The sequence below is a fragment of the Pseudomonas sp. P97.38 genome (assembly GCF_001269745.1).
GTDB lineage: Bacteria > Pseudomonadota > Gammaproteobacteria > Pseudomonadales > Pseudomonadaceae > Aquipseudomonas > Aquipseudomonas chlororaphis_E.
On record NZ_LHVJ01000016.1, the window covers coordinates 59,645 to 78,386 of the forward strand.

Annotated in this window: 18 protein-coding genes; 6 read left to right on the forward strand and 12 right to left on the reverse strand. The window is 63.7% G+C overall.

Annotated elements, in window-relative coordinates; translation table 11 throughout:
• Window positions 1-18 precede the first annotated feature (18 nt).
• Window positions 19-1,074: a phosphorylcholine phosphatase gene (locus AD664_RS13315; protein ID WP_042731191.1), complete on the forward strand. Its 1,056-nt coding sequence runs from the start codon at window positions 19-21 to the stop codon at window positions 1,072-1,074.
• Between the two features lie 85 nt (window positions 1,075-1,159).
• Here AD664_RS13315 and ilvD read toward each other — a convergent pair whose 3' ends face one another.
• The 3 genes from ilvD to AD664_RS13330 form a co-directional block, all read right to left on the reverse strand.
• A complete protein-coding gene (gene ilvD / locus AD664_RS13320) occupies window positions 1,160-2,995 on the reverse strand; it encodes a dihydroxy-acid dehydratase (RefSeq protein ID WP_053147167.1) in 1,836 nt (611 codons plus the stop codon).
• Between the two features lie 319 nt (window positions 2,996-3,314).
• Window positions 3,315-4,511 (reverse strand): class I SAM-dependent rRNA methyltransferase, encoded by a 1,197-nt coding sequence (locus tag AD664_RS13325; protein ID WP_053147168.1) that lies wholly within the window; start codon window positions 4,509-4,511, stop codon window positions 3,315-3,317.
• A 139-nt stretch (window positions 4,512-4,650) separates the two neighbouring features.
• The gene (locus tag AD664_RS13330) at window positions 4,651-5,190 is read right to left on the reverse strand and encodes a type 1 glutamine amidotransferase domain-containing protein (RefSeq protein WP_042731184.1); all 540 of its coding nucleotides are present in this window, start codon (window positions 5,188-5,190) and stop codon (window positions 4,651-4,653) included.
• A 230-nt stretch (window positions 5,191-5,420) separates the two neighbouring features.
• Here AD664_RS13330 and AD664_RS13335 point away from each other — a divergent pair, with 230 nt between their 5' ends.
• From AD664_RS13335 to AD664_RS13345, 3 genes are all read left to right on the forward strand, one after another.
• Window positions 5,421-6,236, forward strand: a complete 816-nt coding sequence (locus AD664_RS13335) for an HDOD domain-containing protein (RefSeq protein WP_162489260.1) — start codon at window positions 5,421-5,423, stop codon at window positions 6,234-6,236.
• A gap of 29 nt (window positions 6,237-6,265) precedes the next feature.
• Entirely contained in the window at window positions 6,266-7,078 is an 813-nt protein-coding gene (gene mutM, locus AD664_RS13340) for a bifunctional DNA-formamidopyrimidine glycosylase/DNA-(apurinic or apyrimidinic site) lyase (protein WP_053147170.1), read from the forward strand.
• Window positions 7,079-7,142: 64 nt separating this feature from the next.
• The gene (locus tag AD664_RS13345; protein ID WP_042731134.1) at window positions 7,143-7,463 is read left to right on the forward strand and encodes a hypothetical protein; all 321 of its coding nucleotides are present in this window, start codon (window positions 7,143-7,145) and stop codon (window positions 7,461-7,463) included.
• A gap of 159 nt (window positions 7,464-7,622) precedes the next feature.
• On the opposite strand, the gene AD664_RS13350 is transcribed toward AD664_RS13345, so the two are convergent.
• From AD664_RS13350 to AD664_RS13370, 5 genes are all read right to left on the reverse strand, one after another.
• Window positions 7,623-7,874 (reverse strand): YfhL family 4Fe-4S dicluster ferredoxin, encoded by a 252-nt coding sequence (locus tag AD664_RS13350; protein WP_003249063.1) that lies wholly within the window; start codon window positions 7,872-7,874, stop codon window positions 7,623-7,625.
• 146 nt (window positions 7,875-8,020) lie between these two features.
• Window positions 8,021-8,500 (reverse strand): pantetheine-phosphate adenylyltransferase, encoded by a 480-nt coding sequence (gene coaD, locus AD664_RS13355; RefSeq protein ID WP_003177462.1) that lies wholly within the window; start codon window positions 8,498-8,500, stop codon window positions 8,021-8,023.
• Between the two features lie 115 nt (window positions 8,501-8,615).
• Complete coding sequence (locus AD664_RS13360) at window positions 8,616-10,211, reverse strand: GMC family oxidoreductase (protein WP_053147172.1); 1,596 nt, start codon at window positions 10,209-10,211, stop codon at window positions 8,616-8,618.
• 146 nt (window positions 10,212-10,357) lie between these two features.
• Entirely contained in the window at window positions 10,358-10,903 is a 546-nt protein-coding gene (locus AD664_RS13365; RefSeq protein ID WP_053147173.1) for a hypothetical protein, read from the reverse strand.
• Between the two features lie 28 nt (window positions 10,904-10,931).
• Window positions 10,932-12,362, reverse strand: a complete 1,431-nt coding sequence (locus tag AD664_RS13370) for a coniferyl aldehyde dehydrogenase (protein WP_053147175.1) — start codon at window positions 12,360-12,362, stop codon at window positions 10,932-10,934.
• Between the two features lie 149 nt (window positions 12,363-12,511).
• Here AD664_RS13370 and AD664_RS13375 point away from each other — a divergent pair, with 149 nt between their 5' ends.
• Both AD664_RS13375 and AD664_RS13380 read left to right on the forward strand, forming a co-directional pair.
• Window positions 12,512-13,183 (forward strand): TetR/AcrR family transcriptional regulator, encoded by a 672-nt coding sequence (locus AD664_RS13375; RefSeq protein ID WP_042731129.1) that lies wholly within the window; start codon window positions 12,512-12,514, stop codon window positions 13,181-13,183.
• Between the two features lie 33 nt (window positions 13,184-13,216).
• Window positions 13,217-14,071: a sulfurtransferase gene (locus tag AD664_RS13380; protein ID WP_053147177.1), complete on the forward strand. Its 855-nt coding sequence runs from the start codon at window positions 13,217-13,219 to the stop codon at window positions 14,069-14,071.
• A 150-nt stretch (window positions 14,072-14,221) separates the two neighbouring features.
• On the opposite strand, the gene AD664_RS13385 is transcribed toward AD664_RS13380, so the two are convergent.
• From AD664_RS13385 to AD664_RS13400, 4 genes are read right to left on the reverse strand one after another with little or no spacing between them, the layout of a single operon-like run.
• Window positions 14,222-15,220: a hydrolase gene (locus AD664_RS13385; protein ID WP_053147179.1), complete on the reverse strand. Its 999-nt coding sequence runs from the start codon at window positions 15,218-15,220 to the stop codon at window positions 14,222-14,224.
• Between the two features lie 31 nt (window positions 15,221-15,251).
• The gene (gene rsmD, locus AD664_RS13390; RefSeq protein WP_042731126.1) at window positions 15,252-15,860 is read right to left on the reverse strand and encodes a 16S rRNA (guanine(966)-N(2))-methyltransferase RsmD; all 609 of its coding nucleotides are present in this window, start codon (window positions 15,858-15,860) and stop codon (window positions 15,252-15,254) included.
• The gene (locus tag AD664_RS13395; protein WP_053147181.1) at window positions 15,860-17,350 is read right to left on the reverse strand and encodes a pitrilysin family protein; all 1,491 of its coding nucleotides are present in this window, start codon (window positions 17,348-17,350) and stop codon (window positions 15,860-15,862) included. The genes rsmD and AD664_RS13395 overlap by 1 nt, the downstream gene beginning before the upstream one ends.
• Window positions 17,343-18,698, reverse strand: coding sequence for a pitrilysin family protein (locus AD664_RS13400; RefSeq protein WP_047735850.1), 1,356 nt, complete (start codon window positions 18,696-18,698; stop codon window positions 17,343-17,345). The genes AD664_RS13395 and AD664_RS13400 overlap by 8 nt, the downstream gene beginning before the upstream one ends.
• Window positions 18,699-18,742: the final 44 nt, after the last annotated feature.

An 18,742-nucleotide genomic window follows, 5' to 3' on the forward strand; every position in this document is an offset into this window, starting at 1 on the left:
AACCTGGGAGAAATGCCGATGAAGCTCGCACCTCGTTTTCTCGCTGTCGCCTTGAGCCTGGGCCTGGCCGGACAGGCCCTTGCCACCGAGCTCAAGCACTGGCCGGCCGAGCAGGCCAAGGCCCTGGACGCGATGATCGCGGCCAACGCCAACAAGGGTAACTACGCGGTGTTCGACATGGACAACACCAGCTACCGTTACGACCTCGAGGAATCGTTGCTGCCGTTCATGGAGAACAAGGGCCTCATCACCCGCGAAACCCTGGACCCGTCCCTCAAGCTGATGCCGTTCAAGGACACCGCCGACCACAAGGAAAGCCTGTTCAGCTATTACTATCGCCTGTGCGAAGTGGACGACATGGTCTGCTACCCCTGGGTGGCCCAGGTGTTCTCCGGCTTCACCCTCAAAGAGCTCAAGGGCTACGTCGACGAGCTGATGGCTTCCGGCAAGCCGGTGCCCACCACGTATTACGACGGCGACAAGGTCGTCAACTCCACCGTCAACCCGCCCAAGGTCTTCACCGGCCAGGCCGAGCTGTACAACAAGCTGATGGAAAACGGCATCGAGGTCTATGTCATGACCGCGGCGTCGGAAGAGCTGGTGCGCATGGTCGCCGCCGACCCGAAGTATGGCTACAACCTCAAGCCGCAGAATGTGATCGGCGTGACCACGCTGCTCAAGGATCGCAAGACGGGCGAACTGACCACGGCCCGCAAGCAGATCAGCGCCGGCAAGTATGACGAGAAGGCCAACCTCGACCTGGAGTACACGCCTTACTTGTGGACGCCGGCGACCTGGATGGCCGGCAAGCATGCGGCGATCCTGACCTACATCGACGAATGGAAGAAACCGGTGCTCGTGGGCGGTGACACGCCGAGCAGCGATGGCTACATGTTGTTCCACGATGTGGACGTAGCGAAGGGCGGCATCCACCTGTGGGTCAACCGCAAGGACAAATACATGACCCAACTCAACGGCATGATGGCCAAGCATGCCGCAGCCCAGGCCAAGGAAGGCCTGCCCGTGACGGCGGACAAGAACTGGGTGATCGTCAAGCCGGAAGACATTCAGTAGGAATGCAAGCTACAAGCTACAAGCTGCAAGCGAGAACCGGTCCGCTTTTCTCTTGCAGCTTGAAGCTTGCAGCTCGTAGCTGCTCCTAACCCAACATTGCCTTGTTACGCACCGCGCCCTTGTCGGCGCTGGTGGCGAGCAGGGCGTAGGCCTTGAGTGCCGTGGTGACCTTGCGCGGGCGCACTTCCACCGGCTTCCAGCCTTTCTTGTCCTGTTCGACGCGGCGCGCGGCCAGTTCTTCATCGCTGATCAACAGGTTGATCGAGCGGTTCGGAATGTCGATCAGCACCTTGTCGCCATCGCGCACCAGGCCGATGGCGCCACCTGCCGCCGCTTCAGGCGAAGCGTGACCGATGGACAGGCCCGAAGTCCCGCCGGAGAAACGGCCGTCGGTGAGCAGGGCGCAGGCTTTGCCCAGGCCCTTGGACTTCAGGTAGGACGTGGGGTAGAGCATTTCCTGCATGCCCGGGCCACCTTTCGGGCCTTCGTAGCGAATGATCACGATGTCGCCGGCCTTCACCTCGTCCGCGAGGATCCCGCGCACGGCGCTGTCCTGGCTTTCGAAGATCTTGGCGTTGCCTTCGAACACGTGGATCGACTCATCGACGCCGGCGGTCTTCACCACGCAACCGTCCAGGGCGATGTTGCCGTACAGCACGGCCAGCCCGCCTTCCTTGGAGTAGGCGTGCTCGACGCTGCGGATGCAGCCGTTCTCACGATCGTCGTCCAGGGTTTCCCAACGGGTCGACTGGCTGAACGCGGTCTGTGTCGGAATGCCCGCCGGGCCTGCCTTGAAGAAGTGATGCACGGCTTCGTCGGTGGTCTGGGTGATGTCCCACTTGGCAATGGCCTCGGCCATGGTCTTGCTGTGCACGGTCGGCAGGTCGGTGTGCAGCAACCCGCCTCGGGCCAGGGAACCGAGGATGCTGATGATCCCGCCGGCACGGTGTACATCTTCCATGTGGTACTTCTGGATGTTCGGCGCGACCTTGCACAGTTGCGGCACGTTGCGGGACAGGCGGTCGATGTCGCGCAGGTCGAAATCGATCTCGGCTTCCTGGGCGGCGGCCAGCAGGTGCAGGATGGTGTTGGTGGAACCGCCCATGGCGATGTCCAGGGTCATGGCGTTTTCGAACGCCTTGAAGTTGGCGATGTTGCGTGGCAACACCGAAGCATCGTTCTCACCGTAGTAGCGCTTGCACAGCTCGACGATGGTCCGGCCGGCCTGCAGGAACAGCTGCTCGCGATCGCTGTGGGTGGCCAGGGTCGAGCCGTTGCCCGGCAGGGCCAGGCCCAGGGCTTCGGTCAGGCAGTTCATCGAGTTGGCGGTGAACATGCCGGAGCACGAACCGCAGGTCGGGCAGGCGCTGCGCTCGTACTCGGCCACCTTCTCGTCAGAAGCGCTGGAGTCGGCGGCGATCACCATGGCGTCCACCAGGTCGAGGCCGTGGCTGGCCAGCTTGGTCTTGCCGGCTTCCATCGGGCCGCCGGAAACGAAGATCACCGGGATATTCAGGCGCAGCGCGGCCATCAGCATGCCGGGGGTGATCTTGTCGCAGTTGGAAATGCACACGATGGCGTCGGCGCAGTGGGCGTTGACCATGTACTCGACGGAGTCGGCGATGATCTCGCGGCTGGGCAGCGAATAGAGCATGCCGTCGTGGCCCATGGCGATGCCGTCGTCCACGGCGATGGTGTTGAATTCTTTCGCCACGCCGCCAGCGCGTTCGATTTCCCGGGCCACCAGTTGACCCAGGTCCTTGAGGTGCACGTGGCCCGGTACGAACTGGGTGAAGGAGTTGGCAACGGCGATGATCGGCTTCTTGAAGTCGTCATCTTTCATCCCCGTGGCGCGCCACAAGGCACGGGCGCCGGCCATGTTGCGGCCATGGGTGGATGTTTTCGAGCGGTAATCGGGCATGGAGCACTCCGGGCGGCTAATCAGGTACTAATCAGGTAACAAGGGGAAGTGAGCTTCTGTTGACCTCTGGAACACTCGGGATGGGCGCAGTGTCTGGAGGTGGCCGATGACTGTGCAGGATCGCTGCGAGCCTGGGCATGAGCTCATAAACCCGCCGGGGATGAATGGCGATGAATGTCGCGATTCTACACCGCTGGCGTCAGGATGAAATGACGCAAAGTGCTGATCGGGTGTGAATGTCGCGCACGGGATGACGATTGGTAGCGTTCACGCCCACAGGGTGGAGTGGCGCGGGAAAAGCCCCACGCCACGATAGCACTCAACTGTTCGGCAACAACCGGCAGGTAATGCTCTTGATGTAGCGGGTCTCGGGAATGGCCGGGTGGACCGGGTGGTCTGGGCCCTGGCCGCCGCGTTCGAGCAGTTGGATGTTGCGGTCCAGGTGGCGGGCGCTGGTCAGGAGGATGTTTTGCAGGTCGTCTTCGGGCAGGTGCATCGAGCACGAGGCGCTGACCAGGATGCCGTCCTTGGTGAGCAGGCGCATGGCTTGTTCGTTGAGGCGGCGGTACGCGCCTTCGCCGTTCTTCAGGTCTTTCTTGCGCTTGATGAAGGCCGGTGGGTCGGCGACGATCACGTCGAAGCGCTCTTCGCTGGCCTTGAGTTCCTTCAGGGCTTCGAAGACGTCGCCTTCGATGCAGGTCAGTTTCTCGGCGAAGCCGTTCAGCGCGGCGTTGCGCTCGACACCGTCGAGGGCGAAGCCCGAGGCGTCGACGCAGAACACTTCGCTGGCGCCGAAGGCCGCGGCTTGCACGCCCCAGCCGCCGATGTAGCTGAACAGGTCCAGTACGCGCTTGCCCTTGGCGTACGGGGCCAGGCGCGCGCGGTTCATGCGGTGGTCGTAGAACCAGCCGGTTTTCTGGCCTTCCATGACCGGTGCTTCGAATTTCACGCCGTTCTCTTCCAGGGCGACCCATTCCGGCACGAGGCCGAACACGGTCTCGACGTAGCGGTTCAGGCCTTCGGCGTCGCGGGCGGCGGAGTCGTTCTTGAACAGGATGCCGCTGGGCTTGAGCACCTGGGTCAGGGCCGCGATCACGTCATCTTTGTGGGCCTCCATGGTGGCGGAGGCAATCTGTACCACCAGGATGTCGCCGAAACGGTCGATCACCAGGCCCGGCAACAGGTCGGAGTCACCGTAGACCAGGCGATAAAACGGCTTGTCGAACAGCCGCTCGCGCAACGACAGTGCCACGTTGAGGCGGTGCACCAGCAGGGATTTGTCCAGCACCAGCTTCACGTCACGCGACAGCAGGCGTGCGCAGATCAGGTTGTTTGGGCTCATCGCGACGATGCCCAACGGCTTGCCGCCGGCCGCCTCGAGGACCGCCTGGTCGCCGGCCTGGAAACCGTGCAGCGGCGTGGCGGCCACGTCGATTTCGTTACTGTAGACCCACAAGTGGCCGGCGCGCAGGCGACGGTCGGCGTTGGCTTTGAGGCGCAGGCTAGGCAGGGACATGACGTCGCTCCGGAAAAAAGAGCGGGAGTATAGCGTGTTGAAGCGGGTCCGGGGCTTGCGCTGGACATGTGGCGAGGGAGCTTGCTCCGCTGGGTGGCGCAGCCGCCCTATTTCGATCAAGCCCCCTCGCTACGATGAGTCAGGCAGACAACGCCCCGATCAGCTCGCGATTGAACGCCGGGATGTCATCCGGCTGGCGGCTGCTGATCAATGTGCCGTCCTTGACCACCTCCTTGTCGACCCAGTTCGCCCCGGCGTTGACCAGGTCATCCTTGAGCGTCTTGTAGCTGGTCATGGTCTTGCCCTTGACCAGCCCGGCCGACACCAGCAGCCAGCCACCGTGGCAGATGACCGCGATGGGCTTGCTGGCCGCCTCGAAACCCTTGACCAGCTTCTGCGCGTCGGGGTCTATGCGGATGGTGTCGGAGTTCTGCACGCCGCCGGGCAGGACCACGGCGTCGTACTGCTCGACATTGGCGGCCTTGAAGGTCCGGTCGATCCTGAAGTCGTCGGCAGGTTTGTCATGGTTCCAGCCTTTGACCTGGCCTTCGTCGGCGGAAATGATGTCCACCTGGGCGCCGGCCTGTTCCAGCGCCTGTTTCGGGCCGGTCAGTTCGACCTGTTCGAAACCGTCGGTCACCAGGATGGCTACACGCTTGTTGTTCAGCGAACCGGGCATGAAAAATCTCCTCAAGCTGAGTGGGTTGGCGGCCGACCTAAACCTTACGCAGGCTTGATGTCGGCCCTACACAGTCCGAAGCCTGAGCCCGAAGGAAAGTTCCGACTATCTACCCGGCGGTGTATCGGATCCATCTTTAAGGGTTAGAATCCCTGCTTGACCCAGAGTGTGTACTCATGTCCCAAGAGCTTTCCGCGGAACAGATTCAACAGTCCCTGCAAGGCATCAGTGTGCCGCCCCAGCCGCAGATCATGGTTGACCTGCAGATGGAGCAGTACATGCCCGATCCGGACCTGGACACCATCGCCAAGCTGATCTCCCAGGACCCGGGCCTTTCGGGGGCCTTGCTCAAGATCGTCAATTCGCCGTACTACGGGCTGCGCAACAAGATCACCTCGATCCAGCGCGCGGTGAACCTGCTGGGCAGTCGTTCGATCATCAACCTGATCAACGCGCAGTCGATCAAGGGTGAATTGCACGATGACGCCATCGTTACCCTGAACCGTTTCTGGGACACCGCCCAGGACGTGGCGATGACCTGCCTGACCCTGGCCAAGCGTGTCGGTCTGGAAAACGGCGACGAAGCCTACGCGCTAGGGTTGTTCCACGATTGCGGCGTGCCGTTGATGCTCAAGCAATTCCCCCACTACATGAGCGTGCTCGAGCAGGCCTACGCCAATGCCAGCGCCGAGTGCCGGGTGGTGGACACTGAAAACCGCGAGTTCAATACCAACCATGCGGTGGTCGGCTACTACACCTCCAAGTCCTGGCGCCTGCCGGATCACGTCAGCCAGGCCATCGCCAACCACCACAATGCCCTGGCGGTCTTCAGCGACGAGTCCTCGCGCAACAACACCGCGCTGAAGAATTTGCTGGCGATCCTGAAGATGTCCGAGAACATCTGCGCCTCCCACCGGGTGCTGGGCAACCAGCCTGAAGACCATGAGTGGGACAGCGTCGGGGCGCTGGTGCTCGACTACATCGGCTTGTCGGAATACGACTTCCAGACCCAGAAACAGGAAATCCGCGACCTGTCCACTCGTTGAGTGCCCGGTTCGCCTGACTCGAGAGCCTCATGCCAGAACTGCCGGAAGTCGAAACCACCCGTCGCGGCATCGCGCCACACCTCGAAGGACAACGGGTCAGCCGCGTGCTGGTGCGCGATCGTCGCCTGCGTTGGCCGATCCCGGAAGACCTCGACGTGCGGCTCTCCGGCCAGCGCATCGTGCAGGTGGAGCGGCGGGCCAAGTACCTGTTGATCAATGCCGAGGTTGGCACGTTGATCAGCCACCTGGGCATGTCCGGCAACCTGCGGTTGGTGGAAATCGGCATGCCGGCGGCCAAGCACGAGCATGTGGACATCGAACTGGAGTCCGGCCTGGCCTTGCGTTACACCGATCCACGGCGCTTCGGCGCCATGCTCTGGAGCCTCGACCCGCTGAACCATGAGTTGCTGGTGCGCCTCGGGCCGGAGCCGTTGACCGACCTGTTCGACGGCGAACGCCTGTTCCAGTTGTCCCGGGGTCGCGCCATGGCGGTCAAGCCGTTCATCATGGACAACGCCGTGGTGGTAGGGGTGGGCAATATCTATGCGACCGAGGCGCTGTTTGCCGCCGGCATCGACCCGCGCCGGGCGGCCGGGGGCATTTCCCGGGCGCGTTACCTGAAGCTGGCCATCGAGATCAAACGCATCCTCGCCCATGCCATCGAGCGGGGCGGCACCACGCTGCGGGATTTCATCGGCGGTGACGGCCAGCCGGGGTATTTCCAGCAGGAATTGTTCGTGTACGGCCGCGGTGGCGAGCTGTGCAAGGTCTGCGGTACGGGTTTGCGGGAAATCCGCCTCGGCCAGCGCGCCAGTGTCTGGTGTCCGCGCTGCCAGCGCTGATCGGAGCTGATCCGTCCTACGGTCTATAGTCAGTTGTCAGACTGCTTAGCCGAAGGACCGCCCCATGAACCTGTTTCGCCTCGTCGTTCTAACGTTGCTGTTGAGTGTCGCCGCGCCCGCGCTGGCGAACGGTGGCAGCGGCGACCCGCGCTATACCATCCAGAACCCACCGGCCTACGCCATGCTCGGCGACCTGTTGATCGCCCGCCCGCTGTTGCTCGCTGCCACCGTGATCGGCACGGGGGCGTTCGTGGTGTCGTTGCCCTTTACCGCGCTGGGCGGTGGGGTGGGCGATGCGGGTAAAGCGCTGGTGGTGGACCCGGCGAAAGCCACGTTCGTGCGGTGCCTGGGGTGTATCGGGGAGGGGTTTGAGCGGCAGGAGTGAGGGAGTTGGTTTTGGGGTATGGCTGATGGCCTCTTCGCGAGCAAGCCCGCTCCCACAGGGATTGGCTGTGCTCACCGAATTTGCGTCTTGAGCAGATCCCCTTGTGGGAGCGGGCTTGCTCGCGAAGAGGCCCGCAAAAACACTACAAAATTATCCGGCTCAACCCTTGCCGGTAATCCTGCGATATTTCGCCATCAACTGCTCTTCAGTCTCCGGATGGGCTTCGTCCAGGGGAATGCAATCCACCGGGCAAACCTGTTGGCACTGGGGCTCGTCGTAATGGCCGACGCACTGGGTGCACAGGTTCGGGTCGATGACGTAGATTTCTTCACCCTGGGAAATGGCTTCGTTCGGGCACTCGGGTTCGCAGACGTCGCAATTGATGCAGTCGTCGGTGATGATCAGGGACATGCAGGCTCCTGCCGGGGCGTTAGGCCCGGGCATCTGAAAACGTATGCGCGCAATTGTGCCGCATTGGCGCGCGCAGTGCACGCGGGTGCGATGGACTGCGCTGCGCTTCGCGTGGGAAAGCGTGAGCGCAGTCTCGCCGGCAAGGGCTACTTCTTGAAGCGCAGGGTCAGCGCATCGGCCACGGCCGGGTGGACGAACTTGGTGATGTCACCACCCAGGGCCGCGATTTCCCGCACCAGGGTCGAGGAGATGAAGGAGTAGCGCTCCGACGGCGTCAAAAAGAGGCTTTCGACGTCCGGCGCCAACTGGCGGTTCATGTTGGCCAGCTGGAACTCGTACTCGAAATCCGAGACCGCGCGCAGGCCACGCAGGAACACATTGGCGTTCTTTTCCTTGGCAAAGTGCGCCAGCAGCGTGGAGAAGCCGACCACTTCCACGTTGGGCAGGTGCTTGGTGACTTCACGGGCCAGCTCCACGCGTTGTTCCAACGGGAACAGCGGGTTTTTCTTCGGGCTGGCGGCGACGGCAATGATCACGTGGTCGAACAGGCGCGCGGCGCGTTCGACCAGATCGCCATGGCCCTTGGTAATAGGGTCGAAGGTACCTGGGTACAACACTCGGTTCATCGCGTCGTCCTGGCGGGAGTCCGTTGGGGAGTCGGATGGTATCGCAGCCGACCCGGTCGGCCAAGTCGGCCGTGGGATAAGAAAGCACTATAGACGGTGCGAATAATCCGGATATTCATGGGTTTTTCAAGCGCTCGGCCAGGGCTGTCGCCAGTTGCGCCGTCAGTCCGTACACCGACAGTTGCGGGTTGGCGCCAATGCTGGTGGGGAACAGCGAGCCATCGTGGATCGAAAGATTGGCCAATTGGTGATGACGACCGAGGCTGTCGGTGACTGCGTTTTTCGGGTCTTCGCCCATGGCGCAGCCGCCCATCACGTGGGCGCTGCTCAGGCGCGTGCGATAAAGCTCCAGCGCCAGGCCGTCGATCAGGGTCCGGGCTTCGGCCAGGGTTTTCACGTAGTGGGCATCGCCGTGCACCGGCATGACGGCCTTGGCGCCGCCGGCGAACTGGATCTCGGCCATGCTGTGGAAGGCCCGGCGCAAGCCCTCCCAGGTATACGGCGTAACCGTGTAGTCGAGCACGGGCGTGCCGTCGCCGCGCAATTCGACGCACCCACCGGGGCTGTCCGGATGAAAACCGTCGCGCAGCAAGGCCAGCATTGCGTGGGTGTAGGGCAGGCTGCCCATGTGCGCGGCGTTCTCGGCCCCGAACCCGCCCAGCAGGGTGGCGGCGAGCGCCGGGTGCAGGGGCGGGACTTCAAGTTTGTAGGACATTTTGCCGGTGACACCGTCCTGCCATTGGAAATGATCCGAATAGATCGACTGCGGCGCGCCGTAGAACGGGTTGATGACGTCGTCGAATTGCCCGGCTGACGTGTTGACCAGGTGCAGGAAGGTGCGCTTGCCCAGGCGTTCATGAGGATCCGGCGCGTCGGAGCGCAGCAGCAGGCCGGGGCTGTTGATGCCACCGCCCGCCAGCACGTAGTGCCGCGCCTTGACCGTGATGCGCCGCCCGGTCGGTGCCACGCAGCGCTCGTCCATGGCCACGCACTCCAGGTCGACGACCGCATCGCCCTTGATCACCAGGCGTTCGGCCCGGGCCAGGTAAAGCAGCACGCCACCCTGGTCCAGCGTGGCGGGAATGGTGGTGACCAGCATCGACTGCTTGGCGTTGGTCGGGCAGCCCATGCCGCAGTACCCCAGGTTCCAACAGCCGCGCACGTTGCGCGGGATGACGTGCCAGCTGTAGCCCAACTGTTCGCAACCCTTGCGGATCACGTCGTTGTTGGCATTGGGTGGAACCATCCAGGGGGCCACGCCCAGGCGTTGCTCCATTTTTTCGAACCAGGGCGCCATCTGCGCCGGGCTGTGGCCCTGGACGCCGTGTTCGGCGGCCCAATGCTCAAGGGTCTGGTCGGGCGTACGGAAGCTCGAGGTCCAGTTGATCAGCGTCGTACCGCCCACGGCCCGGCCCTGGAGAATGGTGATGGCGCCGCCCTTGCTCATGCGCCCAAGGCCTTCCTGGTACAGGCTGGAATAGGCCTGGTCTTCGAGCAGCTTGAAGTCATTGCTGGTCTTGAGCGGCCCTTCCTCGATCAGCAACACGCGGTAGCCGGCGGCGCTGAGGATTTCCGCCGTGGTTGCGCCGCCCGCGCCGCTGCCGATGATCGCCACGTCGGCGTCCAGGCTCAGGTCCTGGGTCAGTTGCGCGCCGTTGTGGGTGGTCCAGCCACGGGCCAGGCCTTCGCGAAAGAGATCGGGTACGGGCATGTTCAGGGCTCTCTTATTGTTATGGATGGACGATGAAGAACCCTGTGGGAACGGGCTTGCTCGCGAAGGCGGCTGTACATTCAACCTCTATGCAAGCTGACACACCGCTTTCGCGAGCAAGCCCGCTCCCACAGGATTTTGATGGCTCAAATCTTGGGCGGTCCCGGATACCCGCAATGCGCCCAGGCCTCGGCCCGGCTGTACCAGGCCATCATCACCATTTGCAGCAACGCGTTGTGGCCTTGCCGCAGCAGGTCCAGGGAGCTGTTTTCCCAGCGATTGAGAAACTGGCGGATGTCATCGGCGCTGGCGTTTTCCCATGCCCCCCAGATGCCCGCCAGCGGCCCGCGGGTGACGCCCAGGGTGAGCACGTCGAACAGTTGGCGCGTGAGCTTGAGCATGGCCGGGGACAGGTAGGCCAGCTCGGTGTCCAGGTTGCGCAGGGTGGCGTCGGTGGCGGCGCGGATCCCTTCAACCGCGACTGCGCCGTCCAGCATCACCGCAATGACGGCACGCAAGAACGGCAGGTCGCTGTCACGCAACGCGGCGAAACCGTGGGCCGGCAGGCTTGACGAACAACCGCTGAGGCTGGCGCCCAATCCGACCGTGGCCAGGAAAGCGCTGGCACCGAGGCTGAACTTCAGCAGGCCGCGCCGCGACAGCGCGGGTGCATCGATGAGGCTAGGGTTCATGTTTATCGTTACCGGGGGCAGGCCTGTGTTAGCGAACGAACAGCTTCTGGATCAACGTCTGCAGCGGCTTGCCGTAGGGCGGATAGATCAACTTCGCGGCGTTGAAACGCTGCTTGGTCAGCACGCCTTTGGCCTTGCTGAAGGTCAGGAAGCCCTCGTGCCCGTGGTAATGCCCCATGCCCGAAGGACCGACGCCGCCAAAGGGCAGGTCGTCCTGGGCGACGTGCAGCAGCGTGTCGTTCAGGCAAACGCCACCGGAGTGGGTTTCGTGCAGGACACGCTGCTGCTCGGCCTTGTTGTAGCCGAAGTAGTAGAGCGCCAGCGGGCGTGGGCGTTGGTTGATGTAGGCAAAGGCCTGGTCCAGGTGCTCGTACGGCACGATGGGCAACAGCGGGCCGAAGATTTCGTCCTGCATGACGGTCATGTCATCGTGGACGTTGAGCAGCAGGCTGTGGGGCATGCGGCGCCCCTGGCCCTGGTCGAACAGCTCGATCAGCAGTGCGCCCTTGCTGGTGGCGTCACCGATGTAGCCGTTGAGCCGGGCCAGGTGTCGTTCATTGATGATCGCCGTGTAGTCCGGATTGTCCGCCAACGTCGGATAAAACCTGCGCACCGCTTCGCGATAGGCTTTGACGAATTCGCCGACACGGTTCTGCGGCACCAGCACGTAGTCCGGTGCGACGCAGGTCTGCCCGGCGTTCAGGGTCTTGCCGAAGGCAATGCGTTCGGCGGCATCGCGCAGGGGGACGTCGGCGGAAACGATGGCCGGCGATTTTCCACCCAGCTCGAGGGTCACCGGAGTCAGGTTCTCGGCGGCGGCCCGCATCACATGCCGGCCGACGCTGGTGGCGCCGGTGAACAACAAGTGATCGAAGGGCAGCCTGGAGAACGCCACGCCGACCTCCGCTTCGCCAAGCACCACGCAGACCAGGTCCTGGGGAAAGATCCGAGCCAGCAATTGCTTGAGCAACAGGCCGGTCGCGGGGGTTGCTTCGCTGAGCTTGAGCATCACCCGATTGCCTGCGGCCAATGCCCCCACCAACGGGCCGATGGCCAGGAACAGCGGGTAGTTCCAGGGCACGATGACCCCGACCACGCCCAGCGGTTGATAAATGACCTTGGCCGATGCCGGCTGGAACGCCATGCCCACCTTGCGCCGGGCCGGCTTCATCCAGCCCGCGAGGTGGCGGCTGGCGTAATGGATGCCGTGCAGGCTGGGCATCAGCTCGGCCAGCAGCGTTTCGTCGGCGCTGCGGTGGCTGAAGTCCTGGCTGATGGCGTCGATCAAGGCCTGGCGCTCGTTGCTCAAGATCTCGCCCAGCGCCTTGAGCCATTGCCGGCGCTGTTCGGCCGGCGGCATGGGGTGGGCGGCGTAGGCCTTGCGCTGGGCATCGAAGAGCGACCGCAACTCGCCCAGTTGCTGTTGGGATTCATGCAGGTAGGCTACGTCGGCAGGCATGTTCGAGCACCGGATGTTATTAGAATGGGTGTTTTTAGAGCTTATACTCTAGAAAGTCAATGGCCTCCACAAGCGGCTTTGGGTTTTTTCCGGTGACCAATAGGTCGTAAGATGTCCCTCAATGCCTTCGTAGAATTAAAGCCCAAACCATGGCCCCACGAATCAAAACCAGCGAGCGCATCGTGCAAAACAGCCTGGAGCTGTTCAACCAGCAGGGCGAGCGCAGCGTCAGCACCAACCACATTGCCGCTCATATGGACATGTCGCCTGGCAATCTCTATTACCACTTCCCCAACAAGCAGGCGATCATCGCCGTGCTGTTCAGTGAGTACGAGAACCTGGTGGACAGTTTCCTGCGCCCGCCCCAGGGCCGCGCGGCGACCGTGGAGGACAAGCGTTTCTATCTGCAGGAACTGCTGGCGGCCATGTGGCGCTACCGCTTCCTGCACCGTGACCTGGAGCACCTGCTCGACAGCGACCCGGACCTCGCGGCGCGCTATCGGCGTTTTTCCCAGCGCAGCCTGATCCATGGCACGGCCATCTACGAGGGCTTCGTCGAGGCGGGCATCCTGAAGATGGATCGGGTGCAGATCGAATCCCTGACCCTCAATGCCTGGATCATCCTCACGTCGTGGGTGCGGTTCCTGTGCACCACGCGGGAAAACTTCAGCCACTTGAGTGAACAGGCCATCAAGCGCGGGGTGTATCAGGTCCTGGTGCTGGAAGCCGGTTTCGTGACCGATCAGGCCCGCGACGCGGTGGATGCCTTGTTCAAAGAGTTTTATGTCCCCCTGGCCCAGACCCTGGAGGAAGGGCAGTAGGAACGGACCCTCTATTTCCCACAGGAGCTCACCATGTCGATTGCGCAACTCATCAGTCCCCAGGCCCTCGATCAGCGGCGAGCGCTGCCCGGGCTGGTCATCCTTGATTGCCGCTTTGCCCTGGAAGACCCGGATTACGGCCAACGCAGCTATGCCGAGGGCCATATCGCCGGTGCGGCGTTCGCTGACCTTGAGCGAGACCTGAGCGGGCCGGTGACCAAGGGCGTGACCGGTCGCCATCCGCTGCCGTCACCCCAGGCCCTGGTGGAGCGCTTGAGGGCCTGGGGGATCGATAACGACAGCGACGTCGTGCTCTACGACGACGGTCCGGGCGCGTATGCCGCGCGGGCCTGGTGGTTGCTGGCCTGGCTGGGCAAGCGCGAGGGCGTGTACCTGCTCGACGGCGGACTCAAGGCCTGGCATGCGGCCGGCTTGCCGTTGAGCCTCGACCCGCCACAGACGCGTCGCGGCACCTTCGACGGCGCACCGGACACCGCTCTGGTGCTGACCGCGCAAACCTTGCAGCAGCGCCTCGGCCAGCCGGACATGACCTTGCTGGATGCCCGTGCGCTGCCGCGTTTCAAGGGTGAAGTCGAACCGATCGACCCGGTGGCCGGGCATATTCCGGGCGCACAGTGCGCCGCGTTCACCGACAACCTGGGCAGCGACGGTCGCTTTTTGCCGCCCGCCCAGCTCAAGCAGCGTTTCGCCGAAAAACTGGGCGAGCGTTCACCAGCGGGGTTGGTGGCCTATTGCGGCTCCGGCGTGACCGCCTGCCATAACCTGTTTGCCTTGTGCCTGGCGGGTTACCCGTTGGGGCAGTTGTACGCCGGCTCGTGGAGTGAGTGGATCACCGATCCACACAGGGCCGTTGCCGTCGGCGAGTAACACTCAACCCTGTCATTGAGCCTTGTGGGAGCGAGCTTGCTCGCGAAAGCGGTGTACCAGACACACAAACGTTGACTGACACTCCGCTTTCGCGAGCAAGCTCGCTCCCACAGGCGGTTTGTGCATCCCACAGGCGCTTTGTGCAGGATCTTATCCGCGACCCAGGCTGGCCAGCCACTGGGGAATGCGTCGCTCCAGGTAGTAACCGGGGTGGCGCATGGTGCCGTCGACAAACCCCACGTGCCCGCCCTGGGCATGCAGCTCCAAGTGGGTCGACGCCGACAGTTCGCCGGGTTCAGGCAGGCTGTGGGGAAAGACGAAAGGATCGTCGGCCGCCTGGATCAGCAGGGTCGGCGTGTTGATCTCGCCCATGAAATAGCGGCTGGAGGCGCGACGGTAATAGTCCGCCGCGTCCGAGAAGCCGTGCAGCGGCGCGGTCACCCGGCCGTCGAAGTCCCAGAACGTGCGCATGTTTTCCAGCGGGCCAAGCGCTGCCAGGGTCGCCAGCCCTTCGTGGCGTCCGTCGTGCTGGAACTGCCGCTGCTTGTTGCGCACGTATGCCACCAGTTGGCGCATGAAGTGGGCCTGGTAGAAGCGGGAGAAACCCTGCCCGATGCGATCGGCGCACTGGTCGAGGCGAAACGGCACCGAGACCGCCACGGCGCCCTGCAACTGGCTATGGCTGCCGGTTTCGCCCAGGTGCTTGAGCAACACGTTGCCGCCCAGCGAATAACCTACCGCGAACAGCGGCGCCAACGGCCGTCGCTCGCGCAAGTGGGCGATGGTGGCGGCCAGATCTTCGCTGACGCCGGAGTGATAGCTGCGGGCCAACAGGTTGGGTTCCCCCGAGCAACCGCGCCAGTTCAGCGCAACGCTGGCCCAACCCTGGCGATCAAGGGCATGTTGCAGGCCGGCCACGTAGGGCGAATTGGAGGAGCCCGTCAGCCCGTGCAGCACCAACACCAGCGGCGCCTCGGCGTTGTGGGGGCCATGCCAATCGAGGTCGAGGAAGTCACCGTCTTCCAGCCACAGGCGCTCGCGTTGGCGCTCGATGACGGTGGTCTTGCGCCACAGCGGCCCCCACAAGGTCTGCAAGTGCGGGTTGCCCAGGCCCCGGGCGGGGGTGAATCGTTCAGATGCAGCGGCCATTATTATTGTTCTCGATGCACCGGCCAGCCGTTCATTCAACGGCTTGCGCCATTCGTTGCCATAACGCGTAGTACACCCGCCCGGATTTCTGCTCGCGATGCAAACGCCAATTGCCCGGCAAGCCCAGGGTCGACGGAGCGGTCTCGCTTTCAGTGTAGACCCAGGCATCCTCGGCCAGCCACTGACGTTCCTCGAGCAGGGCGCACACTGTCGGCAGCAGGTTCTGGTTGAACGGTGGGTCGAGGAAGACCAGGTCGAAGGCCGTCGCCGGCTGGCTGTCCAGGTAGCGCAGCGCATCGGCGGTCTGCACCTGGCCGACGGTGCAACGCAGGGTGCCCAGGTGCTCTTTCAATTGGGAGACCGCCAGGCTGCTGGCGTCCAGGGCCTGGCCCATGGCGGCGCCACGGGACAGCGCTTCGAGGAACAACGCGCCGCTGCCGGCGAAGGGGTCGAGTACCCGTGCTCCGGCGACGTACGGTGCCAGCCAGTTGAACAGGGTTTCCCGCACGCGGTCCGGCGTTGGGCGCAGGCCGGGCGCGTCGGGGAAACTCAAGCGCCGGCTGCGCCATTCGCCGCCGATGATGCGTAGCTGGTTCACGCCGTTGTGGGCGGGTTTCTTGGAATTCGATGGGCGGGCCATTAGTGCTCCGGAACCCCGAGCGGTTGCTCGGCAGGTTTGTCAGTGGGGGCCGGTAGCGGCTTTTGCGGCACGGTCGGGCCGGCGGTGACGATGACCATCTTGTCCGTGCTCAGGTGTTTTTCCAGCGCGGTGCGGACCTGCTCGACGGTCAAGGCCTGGGACTGGCGCATGAAGTCTTCCAGGTAGCTCAGCGGCAGGTCATAGAAACCCATGGCCCCGAGCTGGCCGACGATGTCGGCGTTGCTGGCCGTGGACAGCGGGAAGCTGCCGGCCATTTCACGCTTGGCGTCGTCGAGTTCTTTCTGGGTCGGGCCGTTCTTCAGGTAATCGGCGAACACGTCCTGCACCAGTTTCAAGGTGCCTTCGCTCATTTCGGCGCGGGTCTGCAGGTTGATCATGAACGGACCGCGGGCCTGCATCGGGGTGAAGCCGGAATACACGCCATAGGTCAGGCCGCGTTTTTCCCGAACTTCTGTCATCAGGCGCGTGCCGAAACCGCCGCCACCGAGGATCTGGTTGCCCAGGGACACGGCGGCGAAGTCCGGGTCGTCACGGTCGATGCCCAACTGCGCGAGCATCAGGTTGGTCTGCTTGGACGGGAATTCGATGTGGCTGACGCTGGCCTTCGGTTCGATCGGCGCAGGCGTCTTGGCCAGGGCCGGCCCCTTGGGCAGCGCTGCGGACACCTGGTTGGCCATCGCCTCGGCTTCAGCGCGGGACAGGTCGCCCACCAGCGCGATCACCGCGTTGCCGGCGGCGTAGGCCCTGGCGTGGAAGGCCCGCAACTGGGCCAGGGTGATCGGTGGAATGCTCTGTGCGGTGCCATCGCTGGAGTGGCCGTAGGGATGATCGCCGTACAGGCGCTTCATCAGCTCCAGGCCCGCCAGTTTGCCGGGGTTCTGCTTCTGGTACTCGAAACCGGCGAGCATCTGGTTCTTGATACGGCTGAAGGAGTCGGCGGGGAAGGTCGGCTTGCCAACCACATCGGCGAACAGTTTCAGCGCCGGCTCGCGCTTGTCCACGGCGCTGAGGCTGCGCAGGGACGCCACGGCCATGTCTCGGTAGGCACCGTTGCCGAAGTCCGCGCCGAGGCTTTCGAAGCCTTCGGCAATGGCGCTGACGTCCTTGCCGGCCACGCCTTCATTGAGCATGGCATTGGTCAACATCGCGAGGCCGGGTGCGTCGCCGTCCTGGCTGCTGCCGGCGGCGAAGGTCAGGCGCAGGTCGAACATGGGCAATTCCCGGGCTTCGACGAACAGCACCTTGGCGCCTTCGGCGGTTTTCCAGGTTTGTACGTCGAGCTGGCGACGGCTGGGCGCCTTGCCGTCCAGCTCGGCCAACGATTGCAGCTTGTTGCCGGACTTGGCGTTATCCAGGGCCTGGCTCGCGGTGACGCCCGTGGCGGGCAACAGGTAGAACGCCAGTGCGCCGGCCAGGGCGACGAACGCCAGGCCGATCAACAGCCGGCGCGATGATGTGCGCTCACTCATGGGCTTTCTCCTCGGGCAGGACATGCGCGACGCTCAGGCGTGCGCGGGTGAAATACAGCTGGGCTGCCTTCTGGATATCTTGCGGGGTCACGCTTTGCAGTTCGGCGAGTTCGGTGTCCATCAGCTTCCAGGAGAGGCCGACGGTTTCCAGCTGGCCGATAGCGGTGGCCTGGCTGGTGATCGAATCGCGCTCGTACACCAGGCCGGCAATGACCTGGGCGCGCACGCGCTCCAGTTCGTCCGTCGTCGGGGCGGTGGTCTTCAGTTGTTCGAGCAGGCGCCACAGCCCGGCTTCGGCCTGGGCGATGGTCTTGCCTTTCTGGGTATTGGGGGTCGCCGACAGGGTGAACAGCGAGTCACCGCGGGTGTAGGCGTCGTAATTCGACGAGCCACCGGAGACCAGTTCCTCACCGCGCTCCAGTTGGGTCGGGATCCGCCCGCTGTAGCCGCCGTCCAGCAGCGCCGAGATCAGCCGCAAGGCGTTGATCGAGCGCTTGTCCGTCGCGGTGGCGATGCTGGGGACGTTGAAGGCCAGCATCACGCTGGGCAGTTGGGTCTGCACGTGCAGGGTGATCTGGCGCTCGCCGGGTTCGGCCAGTTCCAGGGGGATCTTCGCCGATGGCACGGCGCGCCGGGCAATCGGGCCGAAGTAGCGTTGGGCCAAGGCCTTGACCTCGTCTGGCGTTACGTCGCCGACCACCACGAGGGTCGCATTGTTCGGGGTGTACCAGGATTCGTACCAGTGGCGCAGTTCCTCGACGGTCATGCGGTCGAGGTCGGCCATCCAGCCGATGGTCGGCGTGTGGTAGCCGCTGGCCGGGTAGGCCATGGCCTTGAAGCGTTCATAGGCCTTGGACATGGGCTTGTCGTCAGTGCGCATGCGGCGCTCTTCCTTGATGACCTCGATCTCGCGGCTGAACTCTTCCGGCGGCAGGCGCAGGCTGGCCATGCGGTCGGCTTCCAGTTCGAAGGCCACGCCCAGGCGGTCACGGGCCAGCACCTGGTAATAGGCGGTGAAGTCATCGCTGGTGAAGGCGTTCTCTTCGGCGCCCAGGTCCCGCAGGATCAGCGAGGCCTCGCCGGGGCCGACCTTTTCGCTGCCCTTGAACATCATGTGTTCCAAGGCGTGGGATAAACCGGTCTGGCCCGGTGTCTCGTAGCTGGAGCCGACCTTGTACCAGACCTGGGAGACCACCACCGGCGCACGATGGTCTTCTCGCACCACGACCTTCAGGCCGTTATCGAGGGTAAATTCGTGGGTGGGTTGTGGATCGGCAGCCAGGGCTGAAAGGGGCAGACAAACTGTGCTGAACAGCAGGCCTGCAACGCGGCGGGCAAGAGCATTCATTCGTGTTTAAACCTGTTGGGCTGCCCGCTAGGTCTTAGCGTCGG

Excerpts from the sequence above, each read along its gene's own strand:
- AD664_RS13330 (WP_042731184.1), bottom strand. The coding sequence starts at position 5,190 with ATGCCCGGTTCGCTGAACAACAAGCGTGTAGCCATCCTGGTGACCGAC.
- AD664_RS13345 (WP_042731134.1), top strand. The coding sequence starts at position 7,143 with ATGAACCTGTTTCGCCTCGTCGTTCTAACGTTGCTGTTGAGTGTCGCC.
- AD664_RS13400 (WP_047735850.1), bottom strand. The coding sequence starts at position 18,698 with ATGAATGCTCTTGCCCGCCGCGTTGCAGGCCTGCTGTTCAGCACAGTT.
- rsmD (WP_042731126.1), bottom strand. The coding sequence starts at position 15,860 with ATGGCCCGCCCATCGAATTCCAAGAAACCCGCCCACAACGGCGTGAAC.
- AD664_RS13380 (WP_053147177.1), top strand. The coding sequence starts at position 13,217 with ATGTCGATTGCGCAACTCATCAGTCCCCAGGCCCTCGATCAGCGGCGA.
- AD664_RS13350 (WP_003249063.1), bottom strand. The coding sequence starts at position 7,874 with ATGTCCCTGATCATCACCGACGACTGCATCAATTGCGACGTCTGCGAA.
- ilvD (WP_053147167.1), bottom strand. The coding sequence starts at position 2,995 with ATGCCCGATTACCGCTCGAAAACATCCACCCATGGCCGCAACATGGCC.
- AD664_RS13315 (WP_042731191.1), top strand. The coding sequence starts at position 19 with ATGAAGCTCGCACCTCGTTTTCTCGCTGTCGCCTTGAGCCTGGGCCTG.
- AD664_RS13360 (WP_053147172.1), bottom strand. The coding sequence starts at position 10,211 with ATGCCCGTACCCGATCTCTTTCGCGAAGGCCTGGCCCGTGGCTGGACC.
- AD664_RS13365 (WP_053147173.1), bottom strand. The coding sequence starts at position 10,903 with ATGAACCCTAGCCTCATCGATGCACCCGCGCTGTCGCGGCGCGGCCTG.
- mutM (WP_053147170.1), top strand. The coding sequence starts at position 6,266 with ATGCCAGAACTGCCGGAAGTCGAAACCACCCGTCGCGGCATCGCGCCA.
- AD664_RS13370 (WP_053147175.1), bottom strand. The coding sequence starts at position 12,362 with ATGCCTGCCGACGTAGCCTACCTGCATGAATCCCAACAGCAACTGGGC.
- AD664_RS13325 (WP_053147168.1), bottom strand. The coding sequence starts at position 4,511 with ATGTCCCTGCCTAGCCTGCGCCTCAAAGCCAACGCCGACCGTCGCCTG.
- coaD (WP_003177462.1), bottom strand. The coding sequence starts at position 8,500 with ATGAACCGAGTGTTGTACCCAGGTACCTTCGACCCTATTACCAAGGGC.
- AD664_RS13375 (WP_042731129.1), top strand. The coding sequence starts at position 12,512 with ATGGCCCCACGAATCAAAACCAGCGAGCGCATCGTGCAAAACAGCCTG.
- AD664_RS13385 (WP_053147179.1), bottom strand. The coding sequence starts at position 15,220 with ATGGCCGCTGCATCTGAACGATTCACCCCCGCCCGGGGCCTGGGCAAC.
- AD664_RS13395 (WP_053147181.1), bottom strand. The coding sequence starts at position 17,350 with ATGAGTGAGCGCACATCATCGCGCCGGCTGTTGATCGGCCTGGCGTTC.